2 protein-coding genes are annotated in these 26,828 nt (G+C 50.1%); both read left to right on the top strand.

What is annotated here, in order from left to right; all coding sequences use genetic code 11:
- Position 1 precedes the first annotated feature (1 nt).
- Positions 2-10,537 (top strand): type I polyketide synthase, encoded by a 10,536-nt coding sequence (locus AC1RRX_RS10385; RefSeq protein WP_144464324.1) that lies wholly within the window; start codon positions 2-4, stop codon positions 10,535-10,537.
- A complete protein-coding gene (locus AC1RRX_RS10380) occupies positions 10,527-26,828 on the top strand; it encodes a non-ribosomal peptide synthetase (RefSeq protein ID WP_144464321.1) in 16,302 nt (5,433 codons plus the stop codon). Before AC1RRX_RS10385 ends, AC1RRX_RS10380 begins: the two co-directional genes overlap by 11 nt.

Raw genomic sequence — 26,828 nt, 5'->3', positions numbered from 1 at the left:
AATGATATCGGAAAAAATCAATATCTCACTGGATCATCCCATCATGAAGGGCCATAAGGTCTTTGGTGAAGCGGTATTGCCCGGTCTTGCTTATATCGATTTGATTTATCAGGTTTTTCAGGAACACGGTTATGTATACAATGAGCTCGAATTGAAGCACGTTACGATTTATCAGCCTTTAACCGTCAGTGAAACGGCTGCAATCATTCTGACCATTCAATGTTCTGATAGCGGAGATGGAAAGTGGCTCATCTCCCTTTCAGGGCAGAAACAGCAAGGTGACGAGCTGTCAGACAATATACAATATGCGACAGCTGAAATGGTGAAAAGAGACGCTGTGACATTTGACGAAACCATTGATTTCGGCGATGTGAAGCAGTCAGGCAGATCTCTGAATCTTGATGACATGTATAACCGATGCCTGGATCATGACTTGGTTCATTCCGGCATGATGAAATCGAACGGACGATTGTACGAAACAGAAGGCGGAATGCTGGCTGAGCTTTCTTGCGAAGAAGGAAAAGATTTCTTTTTATTCCATCCGGCACTTTTGGATGCGAGCGGAATCGGGGCGAGCGGTTTGCTTTCTGAAACAAACCGGCTTCATCTGCCTTTATATTATGAATCGTTCACGGCCGCCGACAGGCTGCAATCTGAGTGCACGGCGCGTATCGCCGCTTCCGGCGTCCGTCAGGAAAAAGAACTCACAACGATGACGATCGAGTACTTCAGCCGATCCGGACAAAAGGTGGCGGAGCTTAAAAACATTACGGGAAAAGCGGTTCGGTTCGAAGAAGACGAGAATACAGCCGAACAGAATCAACAGGCTGCAACTGAGCCGGAAAGCGCAGATGAAAAAGACATCATTCTGTTTTTAAAGAAGCTTTTGGCTGATAAGCTTGGGCAGCCTTGGGAGACGCTGGACGTTCTTGCAGGCTACTATGAGCTTGGGCTGGATTCATCTTCTTTGCTTGAGATTGTACAGGATATCAATAAAAAGACGGGTGCGGACCTCGCGCCCACTCTTCTCTTTGAATATACAAATATAAAAGAACTCGCAGCCTATCTGAAAAAGACCGTTTCATTTGAATGTGCGGAACGTGCAGCCGAACCATCACGGTCTGAAGCTGAAGCGCCGGACGCGCCAGAACATCATAAAAACACCGGAGACATCGCGATTATCGGAATGGCCGGCCGCTATCCGAAAGCGAAAAGTGTGGCGGAGTTTTGGGAAAACCTGAAGGCAGGCACGGATTGCATCACTGAAGTTCCGAAGTCCCGATGGGATTGGAAAACATATAAAAACGTAACGTCCCCGTCAGGAAAAACAGTATCAAAATGGGGCGGTTTCATTGAAGATGCCGACTGCTTCGATCCGCAGTTTTTCAGAATCTCACCGCGTGAGGCGGAAACGATGGACCCGCAGGAGCGCCTGTTTTTAGAAACATGCTGGGAAACGATTGAAGATGCGGGGTATACGCCTGAAACGCTGGGAAATAAAGGGGAGAAACAGCATCCGATCGGCGTATTTGCAGGGGTGATGCATAAAGATTATTCCTTAATCGGCGCAGAACAATTATCTGAGACTGATCCGTTTCCGGTTTCACTGAATTATGCGCAGATCGCCAACAGAGTGTCCTATTATTGTGACTTCCACGGGCCGAGCATCGCGGTGGATACCGTTTGTTCCTCATCATTGACCGCCGTCCATCTGGCCATTGAGAGCATCCGCCGCGGCGAATGTGAGGCCGCGCTTGCGGGAGGGGTGAACTTGTCACTGCACCCGGCGAAATATCTCAGCTACGGAAGCGTGGGCATGCACTCAAGTGACGGCCGCTGCCGTACATTCGGCGAGGGCGGGGACGGCTACGTTTCCGGAGAAGGAGTCGGTGCGGTATTGCTGAAGCCGCTGGAAAAAGCCGAACAAGACGGCGACCGCATTTACGCGGTCATTAAAGGAAGCGCCGTTAACCACGTCGGGAAAGTAAGCGGAATTACCGTCCCGAATCCTGCTGCACAGGCAGAAGTCATTAAGGCCTGTCTGAAAAAAGCAGGTATCAGCCCGCGGACCGTCAGTTATGTGGAAGCCCATGGCACAGGTACTTCGTTAGGAGACCCGATTGAAATTGAAGGTCTGTCAAAAGCGTTCAGCCAAGGGACGCAGGATCAGCAATTTTGTTCCATCGGTTCGGTCAAATCAAATATCGGTCACGCAGAATCAGCGGCGGGGATCAGCGGGTTAACAAAAGCGGCGTTGCAGCTTCATCACAAAACGCTTGTCAAATCACTGCATTCTGCGGAATTAAATCCTTACCTGAAATTTGAGGAATCTCCTTTTTACGTACAGCAGCAGACTGCTCCGTGGAAGCAACCGTCAGCTGAAGAAAACGGTAAAGTCACACATTATCCGCGCAGGGCCGGGCTCAGTTCCTTCGGTGCATCAGGTTCGAATGCCCATATCATTTTAGAAGAATACATTCAGCCTGAACAAAAAGCGCCTGCACCTGAGAACGATGCAGCAAAACTCATCCCGCTGTCAGCAAGAAATAAAGACAGGCTTCTGGCCTATGCGGAAAAACTAGCCCGATCGCTTTCAGAAAAGACGGTGCTGTCTGAACTGGCTTATACAATTCAGACAGGACGTCAAGCAATGGAGGAGAGAGCTGTCTTCCTTGTAAATGACATCCGCGACTTGAAGCAAAAGCTGAATGATTTCGTAAAAGGAAACGAAAACATCCCCGGTTTATGGCGCGGACAAGCTGAGCTGCCGGAGATGAGCGAAGCCGCTCCTGAGACGGATGATCCGATACGGCTTGCCGAGGTATGGGCAGAAGGGAAAACAGTAGATTGGAATAAGCTGTACGGTTCGGATAAACCGCGTAAAACAAGCGTTCCGACTTATCCGTTTGCAAAAGAACGCTATTGGATTCCGAAGCAGAAAAAACAGGAGAAAAGCCCGTCAGGCACAGTGCTGCATCCGCTTTTACAAGAAAATACGTCAGATTTTTCGCAGCAGCGCTTCACGTCTCTTTTTACGGGAGATGAATTTTTCCTATCTGACCATGTCGTCAACGGACAAAAAATACTGCCGGGCGTCGCCTATTTGGAAATGGCCGCAGAGGCGGTCAAAAAGGCTGCTGCCGTGACGGAAAAAGACCATAGCGTCACACTCAGGCAGGTTGTTTGGGTCCGGCCGGTCATGATTGAAGACAAACCGAAGGAAATACATATTGCCCTTTACCCAGAAGATAATGGTGAGATTACCTATGAAATATACAGTGAGGCAGAAAACGGCGAAGATCCGGTTATTCACAGCCAGGGTGAAGCGGTCATTACCGAACCGGGAAGCGCCCAGATTGATATCGAGTCTGTCAAAACTTCCTGCAATTTAGGAATTGTGACTGCGGAAGAATGTTACGGTGCTTTTGAGAAGATCGGTCTGGATTACGGAGAGGCATACAGGGGCGTACAGCAATTGCTGATCGGAGAAGACCGATTATTGGCCCGTATTTCACTCCCAGCAGCTGTACATGACAAAAAAGAACAGTATACGCTTCACCCGAGTATGATGGACGCCGCTTTTCACGCATCCGTCGGTCTGCTTGTCCGATCGATACATGACGATGCAGACAGCCACGAGCTTTCTTTGCCGTTTGCGATGCAGGAAGTGGAAGTGTTCGGGCCGTGTCCTGAACATATCTGGTCATATATCCGGTACACAGAAGGCAGCAAAGCAGATGACAACGTAAGAAAATTTGACATTGATATGTGCGATGATGCCGGTACAGTTTATGTCCGGATGAAAGGCGCGTCCGTCCGGGCGCTTGACACAGGCCAAACAGCGGGCGGAGAAACCTCGGAGGCGCCTGTCGGCCATACAATGCTGATTCCGGCTTGGGAGCCTGTTGCGCTTGAAAAAGCCGGGGAAGCAGCGGTGGATAAGCAGACGGCAGTATTCGGCGGAACGGATTCGAGACATACGCGCATAAAAGAACACCTGCCGAACGCTTCCTATTATCCGATCAGAGGTACGGATGATATCACATCTCTTACGCACATGCTTGAAGGACAAAAAGAACTGGAGCAAATCATTTGGCTTGCTCCGCAGGCTGAGAGTGCGGACAGCCTCAAAGAACAGGAAAGAAACGTTCTTCATGTGTTCAAGCTGATGAAAGCATTACTTGCCTTAGGGTACGGAGAAAAACGTTTGGACTGGTGCATCGTCACAGCAAATGCCCAGCCGTTTTCGGATCAAGACAGCGCCGACCCGTCACAAGCCGCAGTCAGCGGACTTGCCGGAACAATGGCGAAAGAATATCCGCACTGGCATATCCGCATGATTGACACAGAAACGGACGGCAGCTGGCCGATCGAAGAGGCGCTCAGTCTTTCTGCCGGGAAAAACGGTCAAATTTGGGCGTACCGCAATCAGCAACTGTTTGAGCGGCAACTGATACCGCTTGACAATATGCCGAAAAACGGCACGCTGTACCAAACAGGCGGGGTTTATGCCGTGATCGGAGGCGCGGGGTATCTTGGCGAGGCATGGAGTGAATACATGATCCGCCGCTACAAAGCACGCATCATTTGGATCGGAAGAAGCACACTGAATGATTCCATACAGGCGAAACTCGACCGGCTCAGCGCATTCGGCCCGGCGCCTGAATATGTTTCCGCCGATGCCGCCGACAGTGCTTCCTTAGAGAGGGCTTATCAGTTCATAAAAGAGCACCACACAAAAATAAACGGAATCATCCACTCGGCAATGGATCTGTCTGAGCAAAGCTTAAATAATATGAAGACAGAAGAGTTCAAATCGGTGCTGCGGGCAAAAGCCGATGTAAGTGTGTCCATGGCGGAGGTATTTGGACGGGAGCCGCTTGACTTTGCGCTCTTCTTCTCCTCGCTTGTGGCATTTATCCATAACGTGAAACAAAGCCATTATGCCGCAGGATGCGCTTTCAGTGACGCATTTGCGAAAGAACTTGATCAGACATGGAATTGTCCGGTCAAAGTGATGAATTGGGGCTATTGGGGCAACAGCGAAGCGGCTGAAGACGGCGACTTTATTCAGCTGATGGATCAGATCGGATTGGGATTAATCGAACCGGACGCTGCAATGGAGGCGCTTGAAACCCTTATGACGCTGCCGGTTGATCAGGCGGCTTTCATTCATACGACAAAACCGGTCGCAGTCGAAGGGATGAATGAAAGAGAAAAGATTTCCGTTTATCCGCCTCAGCCGCTTGTCTTTTCACAACAGCCGAAGGTCGCTCCGCCCGGCGCACGTCTTGTTAGAGAGGCTGAACATCAGGAGCTTGATGATTTTCTGTATCAGCTGTTGATCGCCCAGCTTAAAGAAGCAGACTTGCTGACGCCGCAAAGCCTTAAAGCGTATGAGCCCGAACATGAATACTTTAAAAAATGGCTCAATCAAACGATCGCTTTCCTTCTGGAACATGGCTATCTGGAAGGGAATGCGGATTCATATAAACTGTCGGCGCGAGCCGAAAACACAACCGCCGCGCTATGGCAAAAATGGGAGCGGGAAAAAGAGGAATGGCTCAATAACGCCGATACAAAAGCGATGACTGTTTTAGCCGAGACGATGCTTAAAGCACTGCCGGACATTCTGCGCGAAGACGTGCCGGCGACAGACATCATGTTCCCGCACTCTTCAATGGAACTTGTTGAAGGAATTTATAAGCACAATCAAGTCGCGGATTACTTTAACAGCGCCCTGTCAGATACATTAACGGCTTATGTGAAAGAAAACATCAGCAAACATTCAAAAGCCGAGATCCGCATACTGGAAATCGGAGCGGGCACAGGCGGCACAAGCGCAGGCATATTTGAAAAGCTTAGGCCGTATCAAAACCATATAAAAGAATACTGTTACACCGATGTATCGAAAGCTTTTCTCGTGCATGCGGAGACGGAATACGGCAAACGGAATCCTTATCTGACGTATAAGCTTTTTAACGCAGAAGCGCCGCTTGCCGGCCAGGACATAGAGCCGGGCGCATACGACATCGTCGTTGCGGCCAATGTGCTCCACGCGACGAAAGACATCCGACAGACGCTGAGAAACGCCAAAGCCGTTTTAAAAGACAACGGTTTGCTGCTCTTAAATGAAATGGCGGGAAACAGCCTGTTCCCGCATATTACTTTCGGACTGCTTGAAGGCTGGTGGCTGCATGAAGATTCTGCCCTTCGTATTCCGGGGTGCCCGGGCTTGTATCCGGAAAGCTGGAAACGCGTGTTAGAAAGTGAAGGCTGGCATTCTGTCTTCTTCCCGGCAGAAGCGGCACATGAATTAAGCCATCAGATTATAGCGGCAAAAAGCAACGGCATTGTTCGCCAAAAAACGCTTAAATCAGGGGCCGGAAAACGGACCTCTCCGCCAAAAGCAGTACATGCGCCGGAACTTCAGGCGCAAACAACGGTGCAAAAAGGCGACACGTCTTTAACAGAAAAAAGCACCGAGTACTTGAAAACGTTAATCGGAGAAACATTAAAAATTCCGCCGGCTCAAATTGATCCGAAAGCGCCGCTTGAAAAATACGGAATTGATTCTATCGTCGTCGTACAGCTGACAAACGCGTTACGAAATGTATTGGACCAAGTCAGCAGCACTTTATTTTTTGAATATCAGACGATTGAGGCGCTCGTCGCTCACTTAATCAAAACGAAAAAAGACGCGATGATCAAACTGACGGGACAAACGCCTGTTCAGGAAGAACGGAAGGCATCACCAGAACCGCAGGCTGTACAGCCTGCTAAGCCGCTTCGCACTGACTGGCGGCGGAGGGAAAAACGGGCAGCCAAAGAGACCGTCCGGCAAAGTTCGGTTCGCGGCGTGGCCATCATCGGTGTTTCAGGACGCTACCCGCAGGCAAAAACAGCGGCTGAGCTTTGGGCTAATATTAAAAAAGGAAAAAACTGCATAGAAGAAATCCCGCGGGAACGCTGGAACTGGCAGGATTACTACGATGAAGAGAAAGGTAAAGAAGGCTCTATTTATACGAAATGGGGCGGCTTCATTGAGGATATGGACAAGTTTGATCCGCTGTTCTTTCAGATTTCTCCTTTGGAAGCGGAGCGAATGGACCCGCAGGAGCGATTATTTTTAGAAACGGCGTATGCGAGTATCGAGGATGCCGGCTATACGCCTGACAACCTGTGCCAAAGCAGAAAAATCGGTGTTTTTGCCGGCGCGATGAACAAAAACTACCCGACAGGCTACGGCTATTGGTCCATTGCCAACAGGGTATCTTACCTTTTTGATTTCCAAGGGCCGAGCATTGCCGTTGATACAGCCTGCTCCTCTTCTTTGACGGCCATTCATCTGGCGCTTGAGAGCATATACAGCGGTTCAAGCGAATGTGCGATTGCCGGGGGCGTAAACATAGTGACCGACCCGATCCATTATATGAATCTGTCAGTCATGAACATGCTTTCCGCAGGCGACACGTGCAAATCGTTCGGAGACCGCGCGGATGGTTTTGTCGACGGAGAAGGGGTAGGAGCGGTCGTATTAAAGCCGTTGGACCGGGCGATTGCCGATAACGATCACATTTACGGTGTGATTAAAGGAAGCACCATTAACAGCGGAGGCAAAACGAACGGATACACCGTTCCGAATCCGAATGCGCAGGCCGCCTTAATAAAAGAAGCTTTCGAAAGGGCAAACGTCCCGGCGCGCACCGTCAGTTATATTGAAGCCCACGGTACGGGGACCGCATTAGGAGATCCGATTGAAATCGCCGGATTAACGAAAGCATTTGAAGAGGATACAACAGATAAACAGTTTTGCGCCATCGGCTCCGCAAAATCAAATATCGGTCATTGTGAAAGCGCCGCGGGCATTGCGGGTCTGACAAAAATACTATTCCAGCTCAAAGACCGCCAAATTGCGCCGTCCCTGCACGCGGAACAGCTGAATCCGAATATTGATTTCGCGTATACGCCGTTTGCCGTTCAGCAGGAGCTCGGTGAGTGGAAACGTCCCGTCATCGGCGGCAAAGAGCTTCCGAGAAGGGCGGGGTTAAGCAGCTTCGGCGCGGGAGGAGCAAACGCCCACCTCGTCATAGAAGAATATACGGCAGACAAAGAACCTGATGAGACGCCGGCAGATCAGCCCGCCATCATCGTCCTGTCCGCGAAAAACAGCGAACGGCTCACTGAAAAAGCAAAACAGCTCAGAGACGCCATCCGTGAAAAAAGATACAGCGGCAGCGACCTTATGAGCATAGCCTTTACTCTTCAGACGGGCCGGGTGCCGATGGAAGAGCGTCTCGGTTTTATCGTCCATTCACTTCATGAACTTGAGGAAAAACTGAATGGATTTATCGCCGGACAAAACAGCGCCGGACTGCACCGTGACGGCACGGAAGAAAACAAACGGATGCTTGCCGTATTTTCGGCGGATGATGATCTGGAAACAATCATAGACGCTTGGATCAGCAAACGGAAATATTCTAAGCTGCTTGAGCTTTGGGTAAAAGGATTGGACATCGATTGGGCGAAATTATACGGAGACCGTCCTCCGGCCCGCATCAGCCTGCCTGCTTATCCGTTTGCGAAAGAACGCTTCTGGCATCAGCAGCCTGTACAAAGCAAGGCAGCGCCCGTTAACGCGCCGGCTGATGAAAGTGATCCGGCGGAACAATTTGAAGTAATGGCTTTTAGAGAAGTTCTTAAAGAACAGGCTCTGCCGGCAGCCGGAGAAAAGAGAATCAAAACGGTGATTTCTTTCTTATCTGATCAGAAGAAGCAGCAGGAAGCCGTCTCTGTGATCAAATCGTATGACAGTGGCATTGACGTTATTTTTATCGCTCAGGGAGACCGGTATGAGGCTCTGTCCGCCGGCCGCTGCCAAGTGGTGCGGGAAGATCCGCAATCATATGTGAACGCTTTTGCGGATATTCAAAAAGAGTACGGTGAAGCTTCTGCCATTTTGTATTTATGGGCGCTTGAAGATAAAAGCTGCATCGAAGATTATTCATGTATCGTCCATATTCTCCAAGCAATGGCTGAGACCGGTCTGCAGCCGGAAAGGCTGTTATTGGCGGGGGAATATGCATCCGGTCTGGAAAGGTGCTACTTGGAATCATGGATCGGCTTTGAGCGTTCGCTCGGCATTGTTCTCCCGAAAACAAGTGTTACCGGCCACTTCAGAAAAGCCGGTGCGGCCATAACGGACTGGATGAGAACCATTTGGGACGAGCTGAAAGCTGAAACAGACCATACCGTTTTCTTGGAAGAGGGAAAACGATATGTCTATCACACCGAACCAACCGGACTAACGAAAGAAAACGGCAGGATCAGAACCGGCGGAACATATCTCATTACAGGCGGATTAGGAGGGCTCGGCTACTTATTTGCCCGCCATCTCGCCCGGAACTACCAGGCAAATGTCATTCTCACGGGGCGGTCGCCGATCAATGAAGAAAAGAAAGAAAAAATGAAAGACCTGGAAAATCTCGGCGCAGGTGTTCTTTACGCCGAAGCCGATGTTTGTGATCCGATCGGAATGGGCGACTGCATCAAGCGCGCGAAAGAACGATTCGGAGCCATTCACGGCGTCATTCATGCGGCCGGCATCGAAAGCAGAACATCCGTCTTTGAAAATGAAATCGGGAATTTCCGCAGTACGCTTGAACCGAAAATAAACGGAAGCCTGCTTCTTGACGAGTGGCTGAAAAACGAAACGCCTGATTTCATCTGCTACTTTTCATCCACATCGGCTGTTTTAGGAGATTTCGGCTGCTGTGATTATGCGGTCGCGAACAGGTTCCAAATGGCGTATGCCAACTATAAAAACGAACAATCAGAAAGCGGAAACGCTTTTGTCATCAACTGGCCGGTCTGGAAAAACGGCGGAATGGCCGTCGGCGGTGAAGAGACGACGGGCATGTACCTGAAATCAAGCGGCCAGCGCCTGTTAGAAACAGATGAAGGCATTGAGCTATTTGAGCGCGTCATTTCTCAAGACAACACCCAGTGCCTTGTCATTGCCGGCGAAAGAAGCCGTGCCGAACGATTTTTAGGCATACGGCGGGACGATTCATCAAAACCGGATGCGCTTTTGGAAACCGTGAGCCGCCGCATCCCGGAAGAAAGCGCAGAAAAACGGCTCGAAGCGGATTTGAAAGAGCTGATACACAGTCTGCTGAAAATATCGAAAGATAAACTCGTCCTGCATAAAAACTGGGCGGAATTCGGATTTGATTCCATCTATTTAGCCAAATTTGCCGCTCTTTTGACGAGTCATTACGGCATTGAAGTCACTCCGGCGTTATTTTACAGCTATGCCACGCTCGGAGACGTCATCAGCTATTACTTGACAGAACACAAAGAAACGATCGAAACGTTTTACAGAACGGAAGAAACCGAAACAGAAGCCGCCGCTCCGGATAACAAGGAGTATACGGATCAGGAGATCATCGCCATGATGAAACAGGTCTCTGAGGGGACATTAGATTTTAAAAGAGTGCAAGACATCATAGAAGGGAGTAAGACCTATGAATCATAAAGAACTTCTCGATGCCTACAGATCAGGAACGCTCACCATCGCTGAAGTAGAACAAAAGCTTCAGGCTTTCAAGCGGACAACTGCAAAACGTCCGCTTTCTGAAGGCCAGAAAGGTTTGTGGATGCTTCAGAAAATGTTTCCGGAGATGAGCGCATATAACATTCCGTTATGCTTTCGTTTTCAAAAGCTGGATATCGAGACATTCAAAAACGCCCTTTTGTCCGTGCAGCGCCAGCACCCTATTTTGACCAGTGTGATAAAAGAGGAAAACGGCCTTCCGTATCAGATAGAAGATACGGATCGGCATTTTCCGATTGAAGAAATGGATCTTTCTGAATTAAGCGGGCGTGACGCTCTTTCGTTTATTAAAGAAAAAGCAAAAGAACCGTTCGCGCTTGAAACCGGGCCGCTCCTGCGTGTTCAAGTATTCCGGCGGGCGAAGCGGGAGCCGATTGTGTTAATCACCATTCACCATATCATTTTTGACGGCGTCTCTCTTATGACGTTTATGTCGGCGCTGCTGGACGCTTATGTAAAAGCAAGTGAAGGCAAAGAACCTGTCATGCTTCAGCAGGCCGCAGATTATCATGACTTTGTGAAATGGGAAAAAGAGCTGCTGGAAAGCGAAGCGGGAAAAACGCATCTCTCTTATTGGAAAAAGCAGCTGGAAGGACCGCTGCCGGTGCTTGAGCTTCCGTCGGATTATCCGAGATCATCGGTTCAAACGTGCAAAGGGCAGGCGTATCAGCGCTTGCTTCCTGATGAACTGAACCGGCAGATTAAAGTTTGCGCCAAAAAAAATAATGTCAATGAATCCGTTGTGTATCTCGCTATTTTCAAAGGACTGCTCTATCAATATACGAATCAGGAAGATGTCATCGTCGGCATGCCGACGATGGGGCGTTCTGAGGCTCAATTTGAGTCTGTCATCGGATACTTTATTAATATGATCGCGGTCAGAAGCAGGGAGACGGGCGCCAAATCTTTTACGTCGTTTTTGAAGGAGCTGCAGCTGACACTGGCAGAAGGGCTGGACCATGCCGCGTATCCGTTTCCCGCGCTTGTCAAAGAATTGAAGACGGAACGCTCGCCTGCGGTGTCGCCTGTTTTTCAAACCGCGTTTTTCTATCAAAACTTCTTCTGGACAGAAGGAGCGGAAAAGCTGGCGGAACTATATCAATCACTCGGCATTGAAATGATAGAAGACATTCATCAGGAAGGCGAATTTGAGCTTGCGCTTGAAGTCTATAAAAAAGAAACGGGAACCGTCCTGCAATTTCTGTACAACCCGGATGTCTACAGCCCTTCTTTCATCGAACGAATGGCGGAGCATTATATGAAACTGGCAGAAAAGGTGCTTTCTGATCCGGAGATCGCTTTTGAAGCCTGTTCCGGCCTGCTCAATCAAAAACGGGATGAAAGCCGTTCATCCCATCAGCCGAATGAGCGCTGCATTCATGAAGTGTTTGCGGAAAAAGCCGGACGCCACCCTGACAGAGAAGCCGTCACATTCGGTGAAAACAGTCTTACATATCGCGAATTAGATGAACGAAGCACGGCGCTCGCTGTGTACCTGCAAGAAAAGGGCGTCACACCGGAATGCCCGGTCGGCATTTGTACGGAGCGTTCTTTTGAGATGGTCATCGGCATCCTCGCCATTTTAAAAGCGGGAGGCGCGTATGTACCGCTGGACCCGGCTTTTCCAAACGAACGGATGGCGCACGTGTTGACTGACAGCGGCGTGTCAATCGTATTAACGCAGGAAAAGACGCGCGGCATGATTGAACAGTTGGCCATCGGCGGTGTAAGCACGGTGGAAATTGAAAACAGCGGACGTTCTGTCAGCGGGGCAAAACTGACGCCGCGTTCAAAACCGCATCATCTCGCTTATATTCTATATACGTCCGGAAGCACGGGAAAACCGAAAGGCGTCATGGTTGAGCACAGAGCCATCATGAATACGCTGCAGTTTTTGGAAGCTGAGTATCCGGTCGCACAAGAGGATGCCTATTTGTTAAAAACGAATTACGTATTTGACGTTTCGATTTCTGAATTATTCGGCTGGTTTATCGGAAACGGACGGCTTGTCATTTTGCCGCCTGGTGCAGAAAAAAATCCGCAGCTTTGCATGGAATATATCCAAACCCACCAGGTCACGCATCTGAATTTTGCGCCCGCCGTGTTTAATGTATTTCTGGAAACGGTAAAGCGGCATACGGCATTTACAGAAGACGGCCCTGTGAAATATGTGATGGTGGCCGGAGAGGCGTTTCCGAAAGATTTAGTTAAAAAGTCAGTTTCCATCTTCAAACATGCCAGAATTGAAAATATATATGGCCCGACGGAAACATCCATTTATGCCGCTTACTACAGCTGCGGCCAAAAGGAAATCACAAGCAGGAATACGCCGATCGGGAAACCGATTCACAATACGCGGCTTTATATCGTCGATGAAAAGCTCAGCCCCGTCCCTGACGGTGTGGCCGGGGAGCTTTGCGTGGCCGGCGCCGGTCTGGCCAGAGGCTATTACAATCAGCCTGAGCTGACGGCGGCATCATTTATTGATAATCCGTTTAGTGAAGGAGAAAAACTTTACAAGACAGGTGATTTGGCCAGATGGCTGCCTGACGGAAATATAGAATATGCCGGCCGGATTGACAGTCAGGTGAAAATTCGCGGCTTCCGCATCGAATTGGGAGCGATTGAAACGAAATTGAGCGAACATCCGGACATTCTTGATCAGGCGGTTGTGGTTCAGGAAAAGAACGGACATAAAAAGCTGATTGCTTATTATACGGCCCGCTCCGGTCATACGGCAGACGAAAAAGCGCTCCGCAACCATCTTTTATCGAGTCTGCCGGATTATATGGCGCCTGCCCATTTTATCCGTCTGGATGCGCTGCCGTTAACACCGAGCGGAAAAGTGAACCGCAAAGACCTAAAACAGCGCAAGGTAATCGTTCACCGGTCTGAAAAGACGGGCAGACTGCCGTTATCAGAAGCGGAAGCGAAAGTGACCGCAATATGGGAAGACCTTCTGAATACGGCGGGCATCAAAATCGAAGACGGCTTTTTCGATGTGGGAGGCGACTCGCTTCTGGCTGTTGCGGCGGCAGAACGCATTAAACAGGAGCTGGAATGCGATTTTACCGTCACTGATTTATTCGAACACTCTACCATTCAGGCGATCAGCCGATTTATTGTTGAAACAAAACAGGCGGCTGAATCAGTGGCGCCCGGCCAAGATGAGAGAGAAAGAGAACAAACACCGCAAAACGGGGTGCCGTCTTACTTTGATGACAGTGTGGCGATAGTGGGGATCTCCTGCCAGTTCCCCGGCGCGAAAAATCATCATGAGTTTTGGAAGCAGTTAAGAGAAGGAAAGGAAAGCGTCCGGTTCTACTCGGAAGAAGAACTTCGGGAAGCCGGCGTGCCTGAAGATTTGATCGAAAATCCCGACTATGTGCCGGCATTATCGACGATAGAAGGAAAAGATCTCTTTGACCCTGAGTTCTTTCACATTTCTCCGAAAGACGCAGAATTTATGGATCCTCAGCTTCGGCTTCTGCTGCTTCATTCTTGGAAAGCCGTCGAGGACGCGGGATATGTATCGAAAGAGATTCCGAAGACAAGCGTATATATGTCGGCAAGCAATAATTCGTATCGGTCGCTTTTGCCGGAAAAAACGACAGAAGGCCATGAATCTCCCGACGGCTATGTGTCATGGGTGTTAGCGCAGAGCGGCACGATTCCGACGATGGTTTCCCATAAGCTCGGATTAAAAGGGCCAAGCTATTTCGTTCATTCCAATTGCTCATCATCATTAGTCGGTCTTTATTCAGCCTATAGAAGCATAACGAGCGGAGAATCGGAATACGCGCTCGTCGGCGGAGCAACTCTGCATGCAGCGAGCAGCATCGGCTATGTGCACCAAAACGGATTGAATTTTTCAAGCGACGGGCATGTCAAGGCATTTGATGCTTCAGCCGACGGTATGGCGGGCGGAGAAGGAGCGGCCGTCATTCTGCTGAAAAAGGCGTCACAAGCCGTTCAGGACGGAGATCACATATACGCCATGCTCAGAGGCATCGGTCTGAACAATGACGGAGCGGATAAAGTCGGTTTTTACGCACCGAGTGTAAAAGGTCAGACTGACGTCATCCAGCATGTTTTAGACAGCACGAATATTCACCCGGAGACGATTTCCTATATCGAAGCGCACGGCACAGGAACGACATTGGGTGATCCGATTGAAATGTCCGCGCTGCAGCAAGTGTATAAACGTTACACGGACCGGGAGCAGTATTGCGGGATCGGCTCCGTAAAAACGAATATCGGACATTTGGATACAGCAGCAGGTCTGGCCGGGTGCGTCAAAGTCGCTATGAGTTTATATCATCGGGAGCTGGCGCCTACCATTAATTACACGTCACCGAATCCGAATATCAAATTCAGCGGTTCGCCGTTTTATGTGGCGGATAAGAGAAAACCGCTGCCGGAGAGAGAGACGCCGCACCGCGCAGCGTTAAGCTCATTCGGACTCGGAGGAACAAACGCACACGCCATTTTTGAACAGTATGAAAACAAAACGATCAGCGGATCAAATGACGGACAGCCGCCTTATATCGTTCCGCTGTCAGCGAGAAATAAGCAGCGTCTTACTGCCTATGCATCTTGTTTATCCGGCTTTCTGGATGAAGCCGAAAACGATGTTTCCTTGCATGATCTGGCATTTACGTATCAGACCGGACGTGAAGCGATGGAAGAGAGAGCCGTTTTTATCAGTCATGATCGTCACGATTTGAATCGTCAGCTGCAGGATTTCATCAACGGCAATGACCAAAACATCTTACGGGGCGAAAAAGTGAGAAGCAGAGAAGTGTCAGCTCAGGAGATGGAAGAGCTTGCGGCATGTCAGACACGGGATGAAAAGCTGAAAGCACTCGCGGCGCTCTGGGTTGAAGGAGCGCGTGTCGATTGGGGCTTATTGTATCCGGATTCCGCGCCGCAAAGAATCAGTGCGCCGACCTACCCGTTCGCAGAGGAGCGCTTCTGGCCGGAGGAAACGGTGAAGCAAACGGATACCAAACTTTTGCATCCGCTGGTACATCAGAATACATCCGTCTTGCAGGAGCAGCGGTTCAGTTCGGAATTCACGGGAAAAGAGTATTTTATTGCTGAGCATATCATTAAAGGAATGGCGATCGTGCCGGCTGCCGTTACCCTTGAGATGGCACGGGCCGCGGCGGAGAAAAGCATCGGCGGGGCAACAGAGGAATCTCTGGGCCTGCGCTTAAAGAATATTGTATGGGTCCGTCCGGTGATAGCCGATCAGGAGGCTGTCCGTGTCCATATCGGACTTTATGAAGAAGAGGACGGACAGATTCAATACAGAATGTACGGGGGTAACGATTCTATCGGTGAAGAAGCTCCTCTTTATAATCAGGGCATCGCTGAAATCATCCGGAAGGAACCGGAGGAAGCGGTGGATATTGAGCAGCTGAAGCGCCGGTGCACGCAGGGAACAATCGAATCTCAAGCGTTTTACAAAGGAATGATCGGCGCTGATTACGGGCCCGGATACAAAGGGGTGCAGCTTGTATACAAAGGCGAAGACCGGCTGCTTGCTAAATTGAAGCTTCCTGAATCCGTCTCTCATACAAAAGCTGATTATATCCTTCATCCGAGTATGATGGACGGTGCGCTTCAGGCCGCCGAATATTTGCAAAACGTGACGAGAGCGCTGCTTGCAGAAAGCGGGGAACCATTCAAAGCCGCATTGCCGTTTGCTTTAGAGGAGCTGGACGTTCTGAATCCGTGCGCTGATGATATGTGGGTGCACGTCACATTCAGTGCGAACAATAAAGCCGGCGATCCTATCCAAAAAGCCGATATTGATCTATATGACAATAACGGCTGGCTTTGTGTGCGGATGAGAGGTTTCTCAACACGGATCATGGAAGAAAACGCGGGTGCCAGCGTTTCGGTCAGCCGTACGGACACATTGCTCGCTGAACCGATCTGGAAAGAGCAGACGGAACCGGCGGACCACGAGCCAACGTATGAAGAGCATATTATTTTCCTTTGTGAGTACGATGAAGCCGTAAAACAGGCCGTGGAAGCAAAGCTTGAACATGCAAGCGTCATTATCTTGGACGATCGTCCCGCATCTATTGCAGAGCGGTATCATTCTTATGCGGGCCAGCTGTTTGACCATATCAAAACCATAATGAAAAGCAAGCCGAAGGGCAGCGTTCTTTTTCAGGCTGTTACGCGGTCAGCAGGCTTACAGCAGGTGTTCTCAGGCATTACCGGCCTCTTCAAAACCGCATGCCTTGAACATTCCAAGCTGATCTGTCAAATGATCGAAGCCGAGGAGAAAGAAAGTGCTGAAGGCATAGCGGAAAAAGCGTCCGAAAACCGTATGCATGCCGAAAGCGTCCATGTGAAATATGAAAACGGCAAGCGCTTTGCCGCTGATTGGGAAGAGATGGATATTTCTCAAGCGGAGCCGGACATTCCGTGGAAAGACGAAGGCGTTTATCTCATTACAGGAGGTGCGGGAGGTTTAGGTCTGATCTTTGCAAAAGAGATCGCAAACCGTACAAAAGACGCCGTCATCATACTAACCGGCCGATCCGTTCTCAGAGAAAAGCAGAAAGACATGCTGGAAACAGTACGTGCTGCCGGCGCTTCTGTTTTCTATGAGCAGACCGATGTCACGGACGAAGCAGAAGTATACCGATTGATCCGCAATATCCGCAAACGGCATGGCAAGCTGGACGGGATTGTTCACAGTGCCGGCATTATAAAAGACAACTACATGGTGAAGAAGACGGCAGAGGAATACCAACACGTTCTCGCTCCGAAAGTGAAGGGCCTTGTGTATCTTGATGAAGCGTCACAACATGAGAAATTAGATGTCTTTATTGTCTTTTCATCCTTATCAGGTGTGCTTGGAAGCGTCGGCCAGGCTGATTATGCGTCTGCAAATGTCTTTATGGAGATGTATGCCGAGTACCGCCGTTCTTTACAAGCCGCAGGACAAAGATACGGAAAGACGCTTTCTGTCAGCTGGCCGTTATGGAAAGAAGGCGGAATGCAGGCAGGAAAGCAGACGGAAGATATGCTGATGCAGGAGGCGGGAATCGCACCGCTCGGCACAGATGCCGGCATCAAGGCTTTATATCAAGGCTTGATGAGCGGGACAGCCCGGATGACGGTTGTTGAAGGAGATGTGAAACACATGAAAGCAAAACTGTTCCGCAAAGAGAATGATCATCCGGAAGCAGAGACCGGCGTACGTCATGACATTGATGCTGACAGCCTGCTTGAAAAAGTGAAGCATCTGTTAAAACAGCAGACGGCCTCACTGTTAAAAGTAAACATTGACAAAATTGATCCTCATGAAGAAATGACAAAATACGGGCTGGATTCTATCTCGATGACTGAGTTTACGAACCAGTTAAACAAAACGTACCGGCTTACGTTAACGCCGACGATTTTCTTTGATCATCCGACAATCCATGAATTTGCCGTTCATTTAATCAGTGAATACGAAGAGGAATTTGCCGGACGGTTTGCGGTAAATACAAAAACGGTTCAATCGGCAAGACCGGTAAAAGAGACTCAAATCATGCGCCCTGCCGTTAAGCGACGCCGCACTCTGCCTGAGACACTTCCGCAGACAGTGCAGCGGGGCCAAGGGCCGGAACCGATCGCAATCGTAGGCATCAGCGGGATTTTCCCGATGGCAGAAGACATTGAAGCTTTCTGGCAGAACCTGAAAGAAGGCAAAGACTGCATGACCGAGATTCCGAAAGACCGCTGGGACTGGCGGGACTATTACGGGGATCCCGCAAAAGAAGCCAATAAAACAAACGTCAACCAAGGCGGGTTTATTGACGGAATTGCTGAATTTGATCCATTATTTTTCGGGATTTCACCCCGGGAAGCGGAGCAAATGGACCCTCAGCAGCGCCTCTTGCTGACGTACGCGTGGAAAGCGATCGAAGATGCCGGGTATGCGTCAAAGAGTCTCTCAGGCACAAAAACAGGTGTGTTTATCGGGACCGGAAATACCGGCTACGGTTCGCTTTTAGCCAAGACCGATGCGGCGATTGAAGGGTCATCCGCGGCGAATACAAGTCCGTCTGTCGGACCGAACCGTGTCAGCTATACGCTCAATCTGCACGGGCCGAGCGAACCGATTGATACCGCCTGCTCAAGCTCGCTCGTTGCCATACACCATGCCGTTTCTTCAATTGAAGAAGGAACGTGCGACATGGCTTTGGCGGGAGGAATCAATACGATTGTTCTTCCGGATGTGTATATCAGCTTTGATAAAGCGGGCGCGCTGAGTAAAGAAGGAAGATGCAAAACGTTCTCTGATCAGGCTGACGGTTTTGCCCATGGTGAAGGAGCCGGTCTCTTTTTCCTCAAAAAGCTGAAAGCCGCTGAGGCGGATGGGGACCATATTTACGGCGTCATTAAAGGAAGCGCGGTGAATCACGGCGGCCGCGCGGCATCTTTAACAACGCCTAACCCGAAACAACAGGCGGAAGTCATTAAAGCCGCATACAAAAAAGCGGGCATTGATCCGAAAACAGTCTCTTATATCGAAGCGCACGGCACCGGAACAGAACTGGGAGATCCCGTTGAAATTAACGGCCTGAAACAAGCGTTCAGCTCGTTTGCAGACGGAAAAGAGAAAGCGGCCGGCTATTGCGGCTTAGGGTCGGTCAAAACGAATATCGGCCATTTATCCCTTGCCGCGGGAGCAGCGGGCATTATTAAAATTTTGCTGCAGATGAAGCATCGGACACTAGTAAAAAGTCTCCACTGTGAGACGGTAAATCCGTACATTCAGCTTGAAGACAGCCCGTTTTATCTGGTGCGGGAGACAATGGAATGGAAGACGCAGACGGACGAACGCGGAAACGAACAGCCTCGCCGCGCGGGCATCAGCTCATTCGGCATCGGAGGCGTGAATGCCCACGTCGTCATCGAAGAATACATTCCAGAAGACAGAGAGGAAGCAGATGATTTTCATATCGACCCATGTCTTTTCGTTCTGTCCGCCAAAAATGAAAAACGCCTGAAAGAGCAGGCAAAACAGCTGAAACGTGCGCTTACTGAAAAACGGTACGATCAATCCTCCCTCGTTTCTATGGCATATACCCTCCAAATCGGAAGGGACGCCATGGAAGAACGCCTGGCGGTTATTGCCGGATCTGCAGAAGAACTGCAGGAAAAACTGTCACAGTTTATCACTGGAGATAAGCACGCGGACTTGTACAGAGGAAGAATAGACAAAGGCACGCTGCAAATGCTGACGGAAGATGAAGAAATTCAAGAAGCCGTTGAAAAATGGATGGCACGCGGCAAATACGCGAAGCTGCTTGAATTATGGGTCAAAGGGCTGAACGTCGATTGGGCGAAGCTGTATGGAGACCGTCCGCCTAAACGCATGAGCCTGCCGTCGTATCCTTTTGCAAAAGACCGCTATTGGGCGGCAAAAAGCACCGGAAAACACGAAAAAACAAGCACTGTATCTGCGGGAAAACAAGACACGCTTCATCCGCTTCTGCACAGAAATACTTCAAACCTTGCAGAACAGCGGTTCAGTTCAATCTATACAGGAAAAGAATTTTACCTTGCGGACCATGTTGTAAAAGGCGTACCGATTTTACCGGGAGTGGCACATCTTGAAATGGCGCGCGCAGCAATGGAACAGGCATCTGAAGTTCCGGCCGGACAAGGAAACGTCAAGCTTAAGAATACGGTTTGGGTGCGGCCGATCACCATTGAAGACGAGCCGGTTCATGTCAACATCCGTCTCATTCCTGAAACGGCAAATGACGTTCAATTCGACATTTACAGCGGCCGGGAAACAGATCAGCCGTCCGTTTACAGCCAAGGGGCAGTATCAGTCCGCCCTGACGCCGAGCCTCCGGTCATTGATCTCCAAAAGCTGAGATCACAATCCGCCGAGACACCGTTTTCTGCAGATGAAGTGTACGATATGTACCGCAAAATCGGTTTTGATTACGGCCCGGCTTTCCGGGGTGTCAAAGCGATTTATACAGGTGATGATTTCGTATTGGGCAGACTGTCACTTGATGCGGCTTGTGCGGACACGGTACAGGAGTATGTCATGCATCCGGGCTTAATGGACTCTGCATTGCAGGCATCAAGCATATTAACCGGAACAAATGATGAAAAACTGATGCTTCCGTTTGCGGTTCAGGAGCTTGAAGTATTCAGCGCATGCGCTGCCGAGATGTGGGTTTACGCCAGACTTTCTGAAGACCACAAAGCCGGCCAGGTTGAAAAACGCGATCTTGATATTTGTGATGAAAACGGCAAGGTTTGCGTAAGGCTGAAAGGTTTGTCATTCAGAATGGCTGAAAAAGAACCTGAGAAAAAAGAAAAAGCTCCGGGAACGCTCATGCTTGAGCCGGTATGGACCCGAAGCGATGAAACTGCTACTCAAACGGAACCGGTTTTTGCCCGGCATATCGTAATACTTTGTGACACAGACGCCGGATTAAAACAAGCCGTTGAAGCCGCGGGAGCTGAATGTATTGAAATGACCTCCCGGCACGGGAAAGCGGCGGCGCGCTTCCGTGATTATACAGGACGGATTTTGGAGACGCTGCAAAAACTGCTGAAGGAAGAGACGGATGGAGACGTCCTCATCCAGACGGTTCTCTCTAAAACAGATAAGCATCAGCTGCTCTCAGGCATTTCAGCTTTGTTAAAAACAGCCGGCCTGGAACATAAAAAACTGAAAACCCAGCTGATTGAAATAGAACCGGCGGAAAACGGCAGAATCACAGACATCATCAGAGAAAATAAAACACGGGCTGATGACGGCCATATCAAATATGAAAACGGCATCCGATACAGCGCAGATGTCAAAGAAACGGCCGTGTCCGGCGGCAAAATACGCATTCCGTGGAGCGACGGAGGCATATATCTCATTACCGGAGGAGCCGGGGGCTTAGGCTTTATTTTCGCGAAAGAAATCGCCCGCAAAGTCAAAGAGCCGACACTGGTTTTGACAGGCCGTTCCGCATTAAGCGAGAATCAGCGGATGCAGCTGCAATCGCTTGAATCACTCGGAGCAAAAGCGGAATACAGGCAGGCTGACGTAACAAACGCTCAAACTGCGGCATACCTGGTCAAAACAATTGAGACGGAATATGGCGGCCTTCACGGCATCATTCATAGCGCGGGTGTGATGAAAGATCAATATATCGCAAAGAAAACAACCGAAGAGTTTTACAGTGTATTGGCTCCTAAAACGGACGGATTTGTCAACCTTGATGAAGCAACCGAGCATTTAGCGCTGGACTTTTTCATCGTTTTCTCATCCATTTCCGGCGTCACCGGGAATGCGGGACAGGCGGATTATGCGGCGGCAAACGCATTTATGGACAGCTATGCGGCATACCGCAACGCGCTGGTTACCGCAATGTACCGCCACGGTCACACATTGTCGGTCAATTGGCCGCTTTGGAAAAACGGCGGAATGCAAGTCAATGAAGAAATGGCGAAGCTCACCGAAAAAAGAACCGGCGTAACGCCGATGCGCACTGAGGCCGGAATAGAAGCTCTTTACAAAGCATGGAGCATGGGGAAAACAAGCGTGCTCGTCATGGAAGGAAACCGCGCCGTAATGCGGGAAAAGCTGCTTCAAAAGACTCCTGCAGCCGCTTTTGCACCGGTTAAGAAAACGGATGAAACGTCTGCGCCGAAAGACCTGACGGCAAAACTTCAGGAATTGCTGGCAAAAGAGGTTTCCGGGCTTCTGAAAATAAACATTGAAGAAATCGATATCGAATTGGAGTTCAATCAATACGGATTTGATTCCATTACGCTGACGGAATTCGCCAACAAGCTGAATGACACTTATCAGCTTGATCTGACACCGACCGTATTTTTTGAATATGCGACGATTCAAGCCTTGGGGCATCATTTAGCAGAAGACTATCAAACACAATTTGCCGGCAGCACACAGCCGAAAGAAGAAAAACAAAGCGGTGTAACAGATGATGGCGGCATCAGACTGGCAGGGAACAAACGATTTGCAAAAACTGCCGTACAGCCTGTTCAGACGGCGGCTGAATATAAACCGGAACCGATCGCCATTGTCGGCATGAGCGGAGTGTTTCCGAAGGCCGCAAATATTGATGAGTATTGGCGCAACTTAGAAGAAGGAAAAGACTGTATAACAGAGGTGCCGGCGGATCGCTGGGACTGGCGTGAGTATTACGGTGACCCGCTTAATGAAGCCAACAAAACAAATGTAAAGTGGGGCGGATTTATTGACGGAGTTGCGGATTTTGATCCGCTGTTCTTCGGAATTTCACCGCTGGAAGCCGAACAGATGGATCCCCAGCAGCGCTTGTTAATGATGTATGCGTGGAAGGCGATAGAAGATGCGGGATATTCCGCTAAAAGCCTTTCCGGCACGAAAACAGGCCTGTATATCGGCACGGGGAATACCGGATACGGCTCACTGTTTTCCGACTTGGATATCGGCGGTGCGTCAGCCGCAAATATGAGTCCGTCAGCGGGACCGAACCGCGTCAGCTATATGCTTAATCTGCACGGGCCGAGTGAACCGATCGACACGGCTTGTTCCAGCTCGCTGGTCGCGATTCATCACGCCGTATGCGCCATTGAAAACGGGAACTGCGATATGGCGATCGCCGGCGGCGTGAATACCGTCGTCACTCCGCAAGGCCACATTGCTTATGACAAAGCGGGGGCGCTGAGCAAAGAAGGGAAATGTAAAACATTCTCCGACAGGGCGGACGGATTTGCCGTCAGTGAAGGTGCCGGAATTCTGTTTTTGAAAAAGCTGTCAGAAGCGGAAAAAGCGGGCGATCATATTTACGGCGTCATTAAAGGCAGCGCGGTCAACCACGGCGGACGCGCGAACTCCTTGACGACACCGAACCCGAAAGCCCAGGCGGAAGTCGTCAGAACGGCTTATGACAAAGCCGGCATTGATCCGAGAACCGTCACTTATATAGAAGCGCACGGAACCGGAACGGAGCTTGGCGATCCGGTCGAAATCAACGGCCTGAAATCCGCCTTTCAAAAGCTGTACGAAAAAACAGGCGATTCCGCCGTTTACGCGAGTCACTGCGGTCTGGGTTCGGCCAAAACCAATATCGGCCACCTGTCACTGGCAGCCGGTGTCGCGGGTGTGATCAAAGTGCTGATGCAGATGAAGCATAAAACACTTGCAAAAAGCCTCCACAGCGAGGTCATCAACCCGTATATCAAGCTGAAAGACAGTCCGTTTTACATCGTACAGGAAAAAAGAGAATGGACGGCATTGAAAGACGAAAACGGCAATCATCTGCCGCGCCGTGCGGGAATCAGTTCTTTCGGCATCGGCGGCGTAAACGCCCATGTCGTCATTGAAGAATATATCCCGAAGGAAGAAAGAAAAACAGCTGTTTTCACACACCCTCAAATCTTTGTGCTGTCGGCCAAAGAAGAAGAACGTCTGCAGGAACAGGCGCAGCAGCTGGCGCAAGCTTCTTTTACGGATGCGGATCTTGCCGATGTTGCTTACACGCTTCAGCAGGGGCGTGATGCCATGGAAGAAAGAGCGGCCATTATCGCTTCCTCGGCCGAAGAACTGCGGGACAAGCTAAAGAGCTGTGCGAAAGGACGTTATGATATAGCGGGCATTTATAAAGGAAAAGCGGGTAAAACCTCCCTGAAATCCATTCTGGCAGGTGCAAACGGCGAGGCGGATATCGAAGAGCTGATAAGCCGCCGAGAGAATGACAAGCTTGCGGAATTATGGGTGCAGGGCGCGGATATCAAATGGGACGGCCTATATTCTGATATCAAGCCTCAACGGATGAGTCTTCCTGCTTACCCGTTTGCGAAAGAGCGGTACTGGATCACGGACAATCGGCCGAAAGCAGAGAAACCGCAAGCTGTGCCGACGTCGCGGGTGCTGCACCCGCTGCTTCACGAAAATGTATCAGATTTAACAGAGCAGCGGTACCGATCCGAATTTACGGGACAAGAGACGATTTTCACCGATCATCTTATTAAGGGCAAGCCGGTTATGCCGGGCGTTGCCTACTTGGAAATGGCTAGGGCGGCGGTTGCTCAGGCAGTCAAAGGGCAAAAGGAACGTCCATCTGTCACCCGCCTGAAAAACATCGTTTGGGTTCGGCCGATCGAAGCGGGAAACCGCCCGATTGAAGCGCAAATCAGCCTGAACCCGAGGGAAAACGGTGAAATCGTGTATGACGTTTACACGGATTCACAAACAGAAGCAAGCGGCAGGCAGATACACTGTCAGGGGGCTGCCGGCATTCTCAGCGCCGGGGAGGCTCCGCACCGTGATATAGGCGCACTGAAAGCTCAATGCGGCCTCAGTATACTGACTTCTGAACAGTGTTACGGCTTATTCAGCAAAATCGGCATTGACTACGGTCCCGGACAACAAGGAATTCAGCAGATTCATATCGGAAGCAATCAAGCATTGGCTGAGCTCCGGCTGCCTTCCTTCCTCGAAGAAACGGCAGATCAATACGTTCTTCACCCGTGTATGCTTGATTCAGCTTTACAAGCGACAATCGGTCTGAAGCTGCACGCAGATGATAACCAGCTGTCACTGCCGTTCGCCCTTGAAGAACTGGACATTTTCAGCCCGTGCACGACAAGCATGTGGGCGTATGTCAGCTCCCGGGGAACGGATGAAAAAATACAGCGTATGGACATTGACTTATGCGATGAGACAGGCCGGGTCTGTGTCAGAATTAAAGGGATTTCTTCCAGAATGATGGAAGGCCCCGCGCCGGAAACATCATTAAATGGAGCAAACCTTCTGGCTCCGGTGTGGGATCTCGCGGAATTCCGTGATCAAAGCCCGGCATATAAGACGGAAGAGGTTGTCTTTATCGCGGGGGATGAGGAAAGCGCGGCTTTTCAATTGCATCATCCTTCTGCGAAACGGCTTCATATCACCCCGGAGGATGAAATAGAGGCTGTTGCGGCTGAACTGAAAGCAACAGGGTCTTTCGGGCATATCGTATGGATCGCTCCTTTTCACAGCGCTGATGACATGGTAAAAGCTCAGGATGCGGGCGTCATCCAGATGTACAGAGTGATTAAGGCCATGCTTGCTTTAGAATATGGAGGCAAGCGAATCAGCTTGACTGCAGTCACAATAAAAACACAGTCCGTACAGCCGGCGGACATTATTGATCCGGCTCATGCAGGCATTCACGGTTTGGTCGGCTCGCTCGCAAAAGAATATCCGAACTGGCAAACAAGGCTGATTGATGCCGGCTGTCCGGAAGACGTTTCAAAGGCGGAGCTGTTCTCAGCGCCGTTTGATGAGCAAGGCAATACATGGGCGTACCGGAACAATCACTGGTACAAACAGCGCCTCATTCCTGTACAGCAGCCGGTGTCAAGCCGGCCCGCCTACCAAAAAGGCGGCGTTTATGTCGTCATCGGCGGTGCGGGGGGCATCGGCGAGGCATGGAGCGAATATGCCGTGAAAACATATCAGGCGCGAGTCGTTTGGATCGGCAGACGAAAACATAACAGCGCCATTCAGGAAAAAATCGACAGACTCAGCCAATTCGGCCCGGCGCCGATTTATATTGAAGCTGACGCGGCAAATCCGAATGAGCTCACACAGGCGTATGAAACGATCAAACGCACGCACCCGCAAATTAACGGAATCATCCATTCCGCAATTGTTTTAGAGGATCAGAGCCTGGCAAATATGCCGGAAAGCCGTTTGAAAAGCGTGCTCGCTGCGAAAGTCAATGTCAGCGTGAATATGGCCCGCGTGTTCCAAAATGAGCCGCTGGACTTTGCTTTGTTCTTCTCATCTGTTCAATCATTTGCACGAGCGGCCGGACAAAGCAATTATGCTGCCGGATGCAGTTTCAAAGATGCCTTTGCCGCTCATTTGGCTCAAGTTCGGCCGTATTCGGCGGCAGTGATGAATTGGAGCTACTGGGGCAGTGTCGGAATCGTATCATCTGCCGACTATCAAGAACGGATGAAACAGGCGGGAGTCGGATCAATTGAAGCGCCGGAAGCAATGGCGGCGCTTGAACGATTGCTCGGCGGCCCGTTGAATCAGTTCGTCATGATGAAACAGGCGGAAGAGCCGGAGGAAAAACCGGAAGAAATGATAGAAGTATACCCTGAACATCACGGCTCGGCGATGCAAAAACTGCGAAGCTATCAGCCTAAAGTAACAAGACATGTACAACAATTGAGTTAA

Source organism: Bacillus sp. GW821-FHT11D08 (genome assembly GCF_058808515.1).
The sequence above is the reverse complement of the archived record's forward strand: the minus strand, read 5'-3'. Positions and strand labels throughout refer to the sequence as shown.

Excerpts from the sequence above, each read along its gene's own strand:
- AC1RRX_RS10385 (WP_144464324.1), top strand. The coding sequence starts at position 2 with ATGATATCGGAAAAAATCAATATCTCACTGGATCATCCCATCATGAAG.
- AC1RRX_RS10380 (WP_144464321.1), top strand. The coding sequence starts at position 10,527 with ATGAATCATAAAGAACTTCTCGATGCCTACAGATCAGGAACGCTCACC.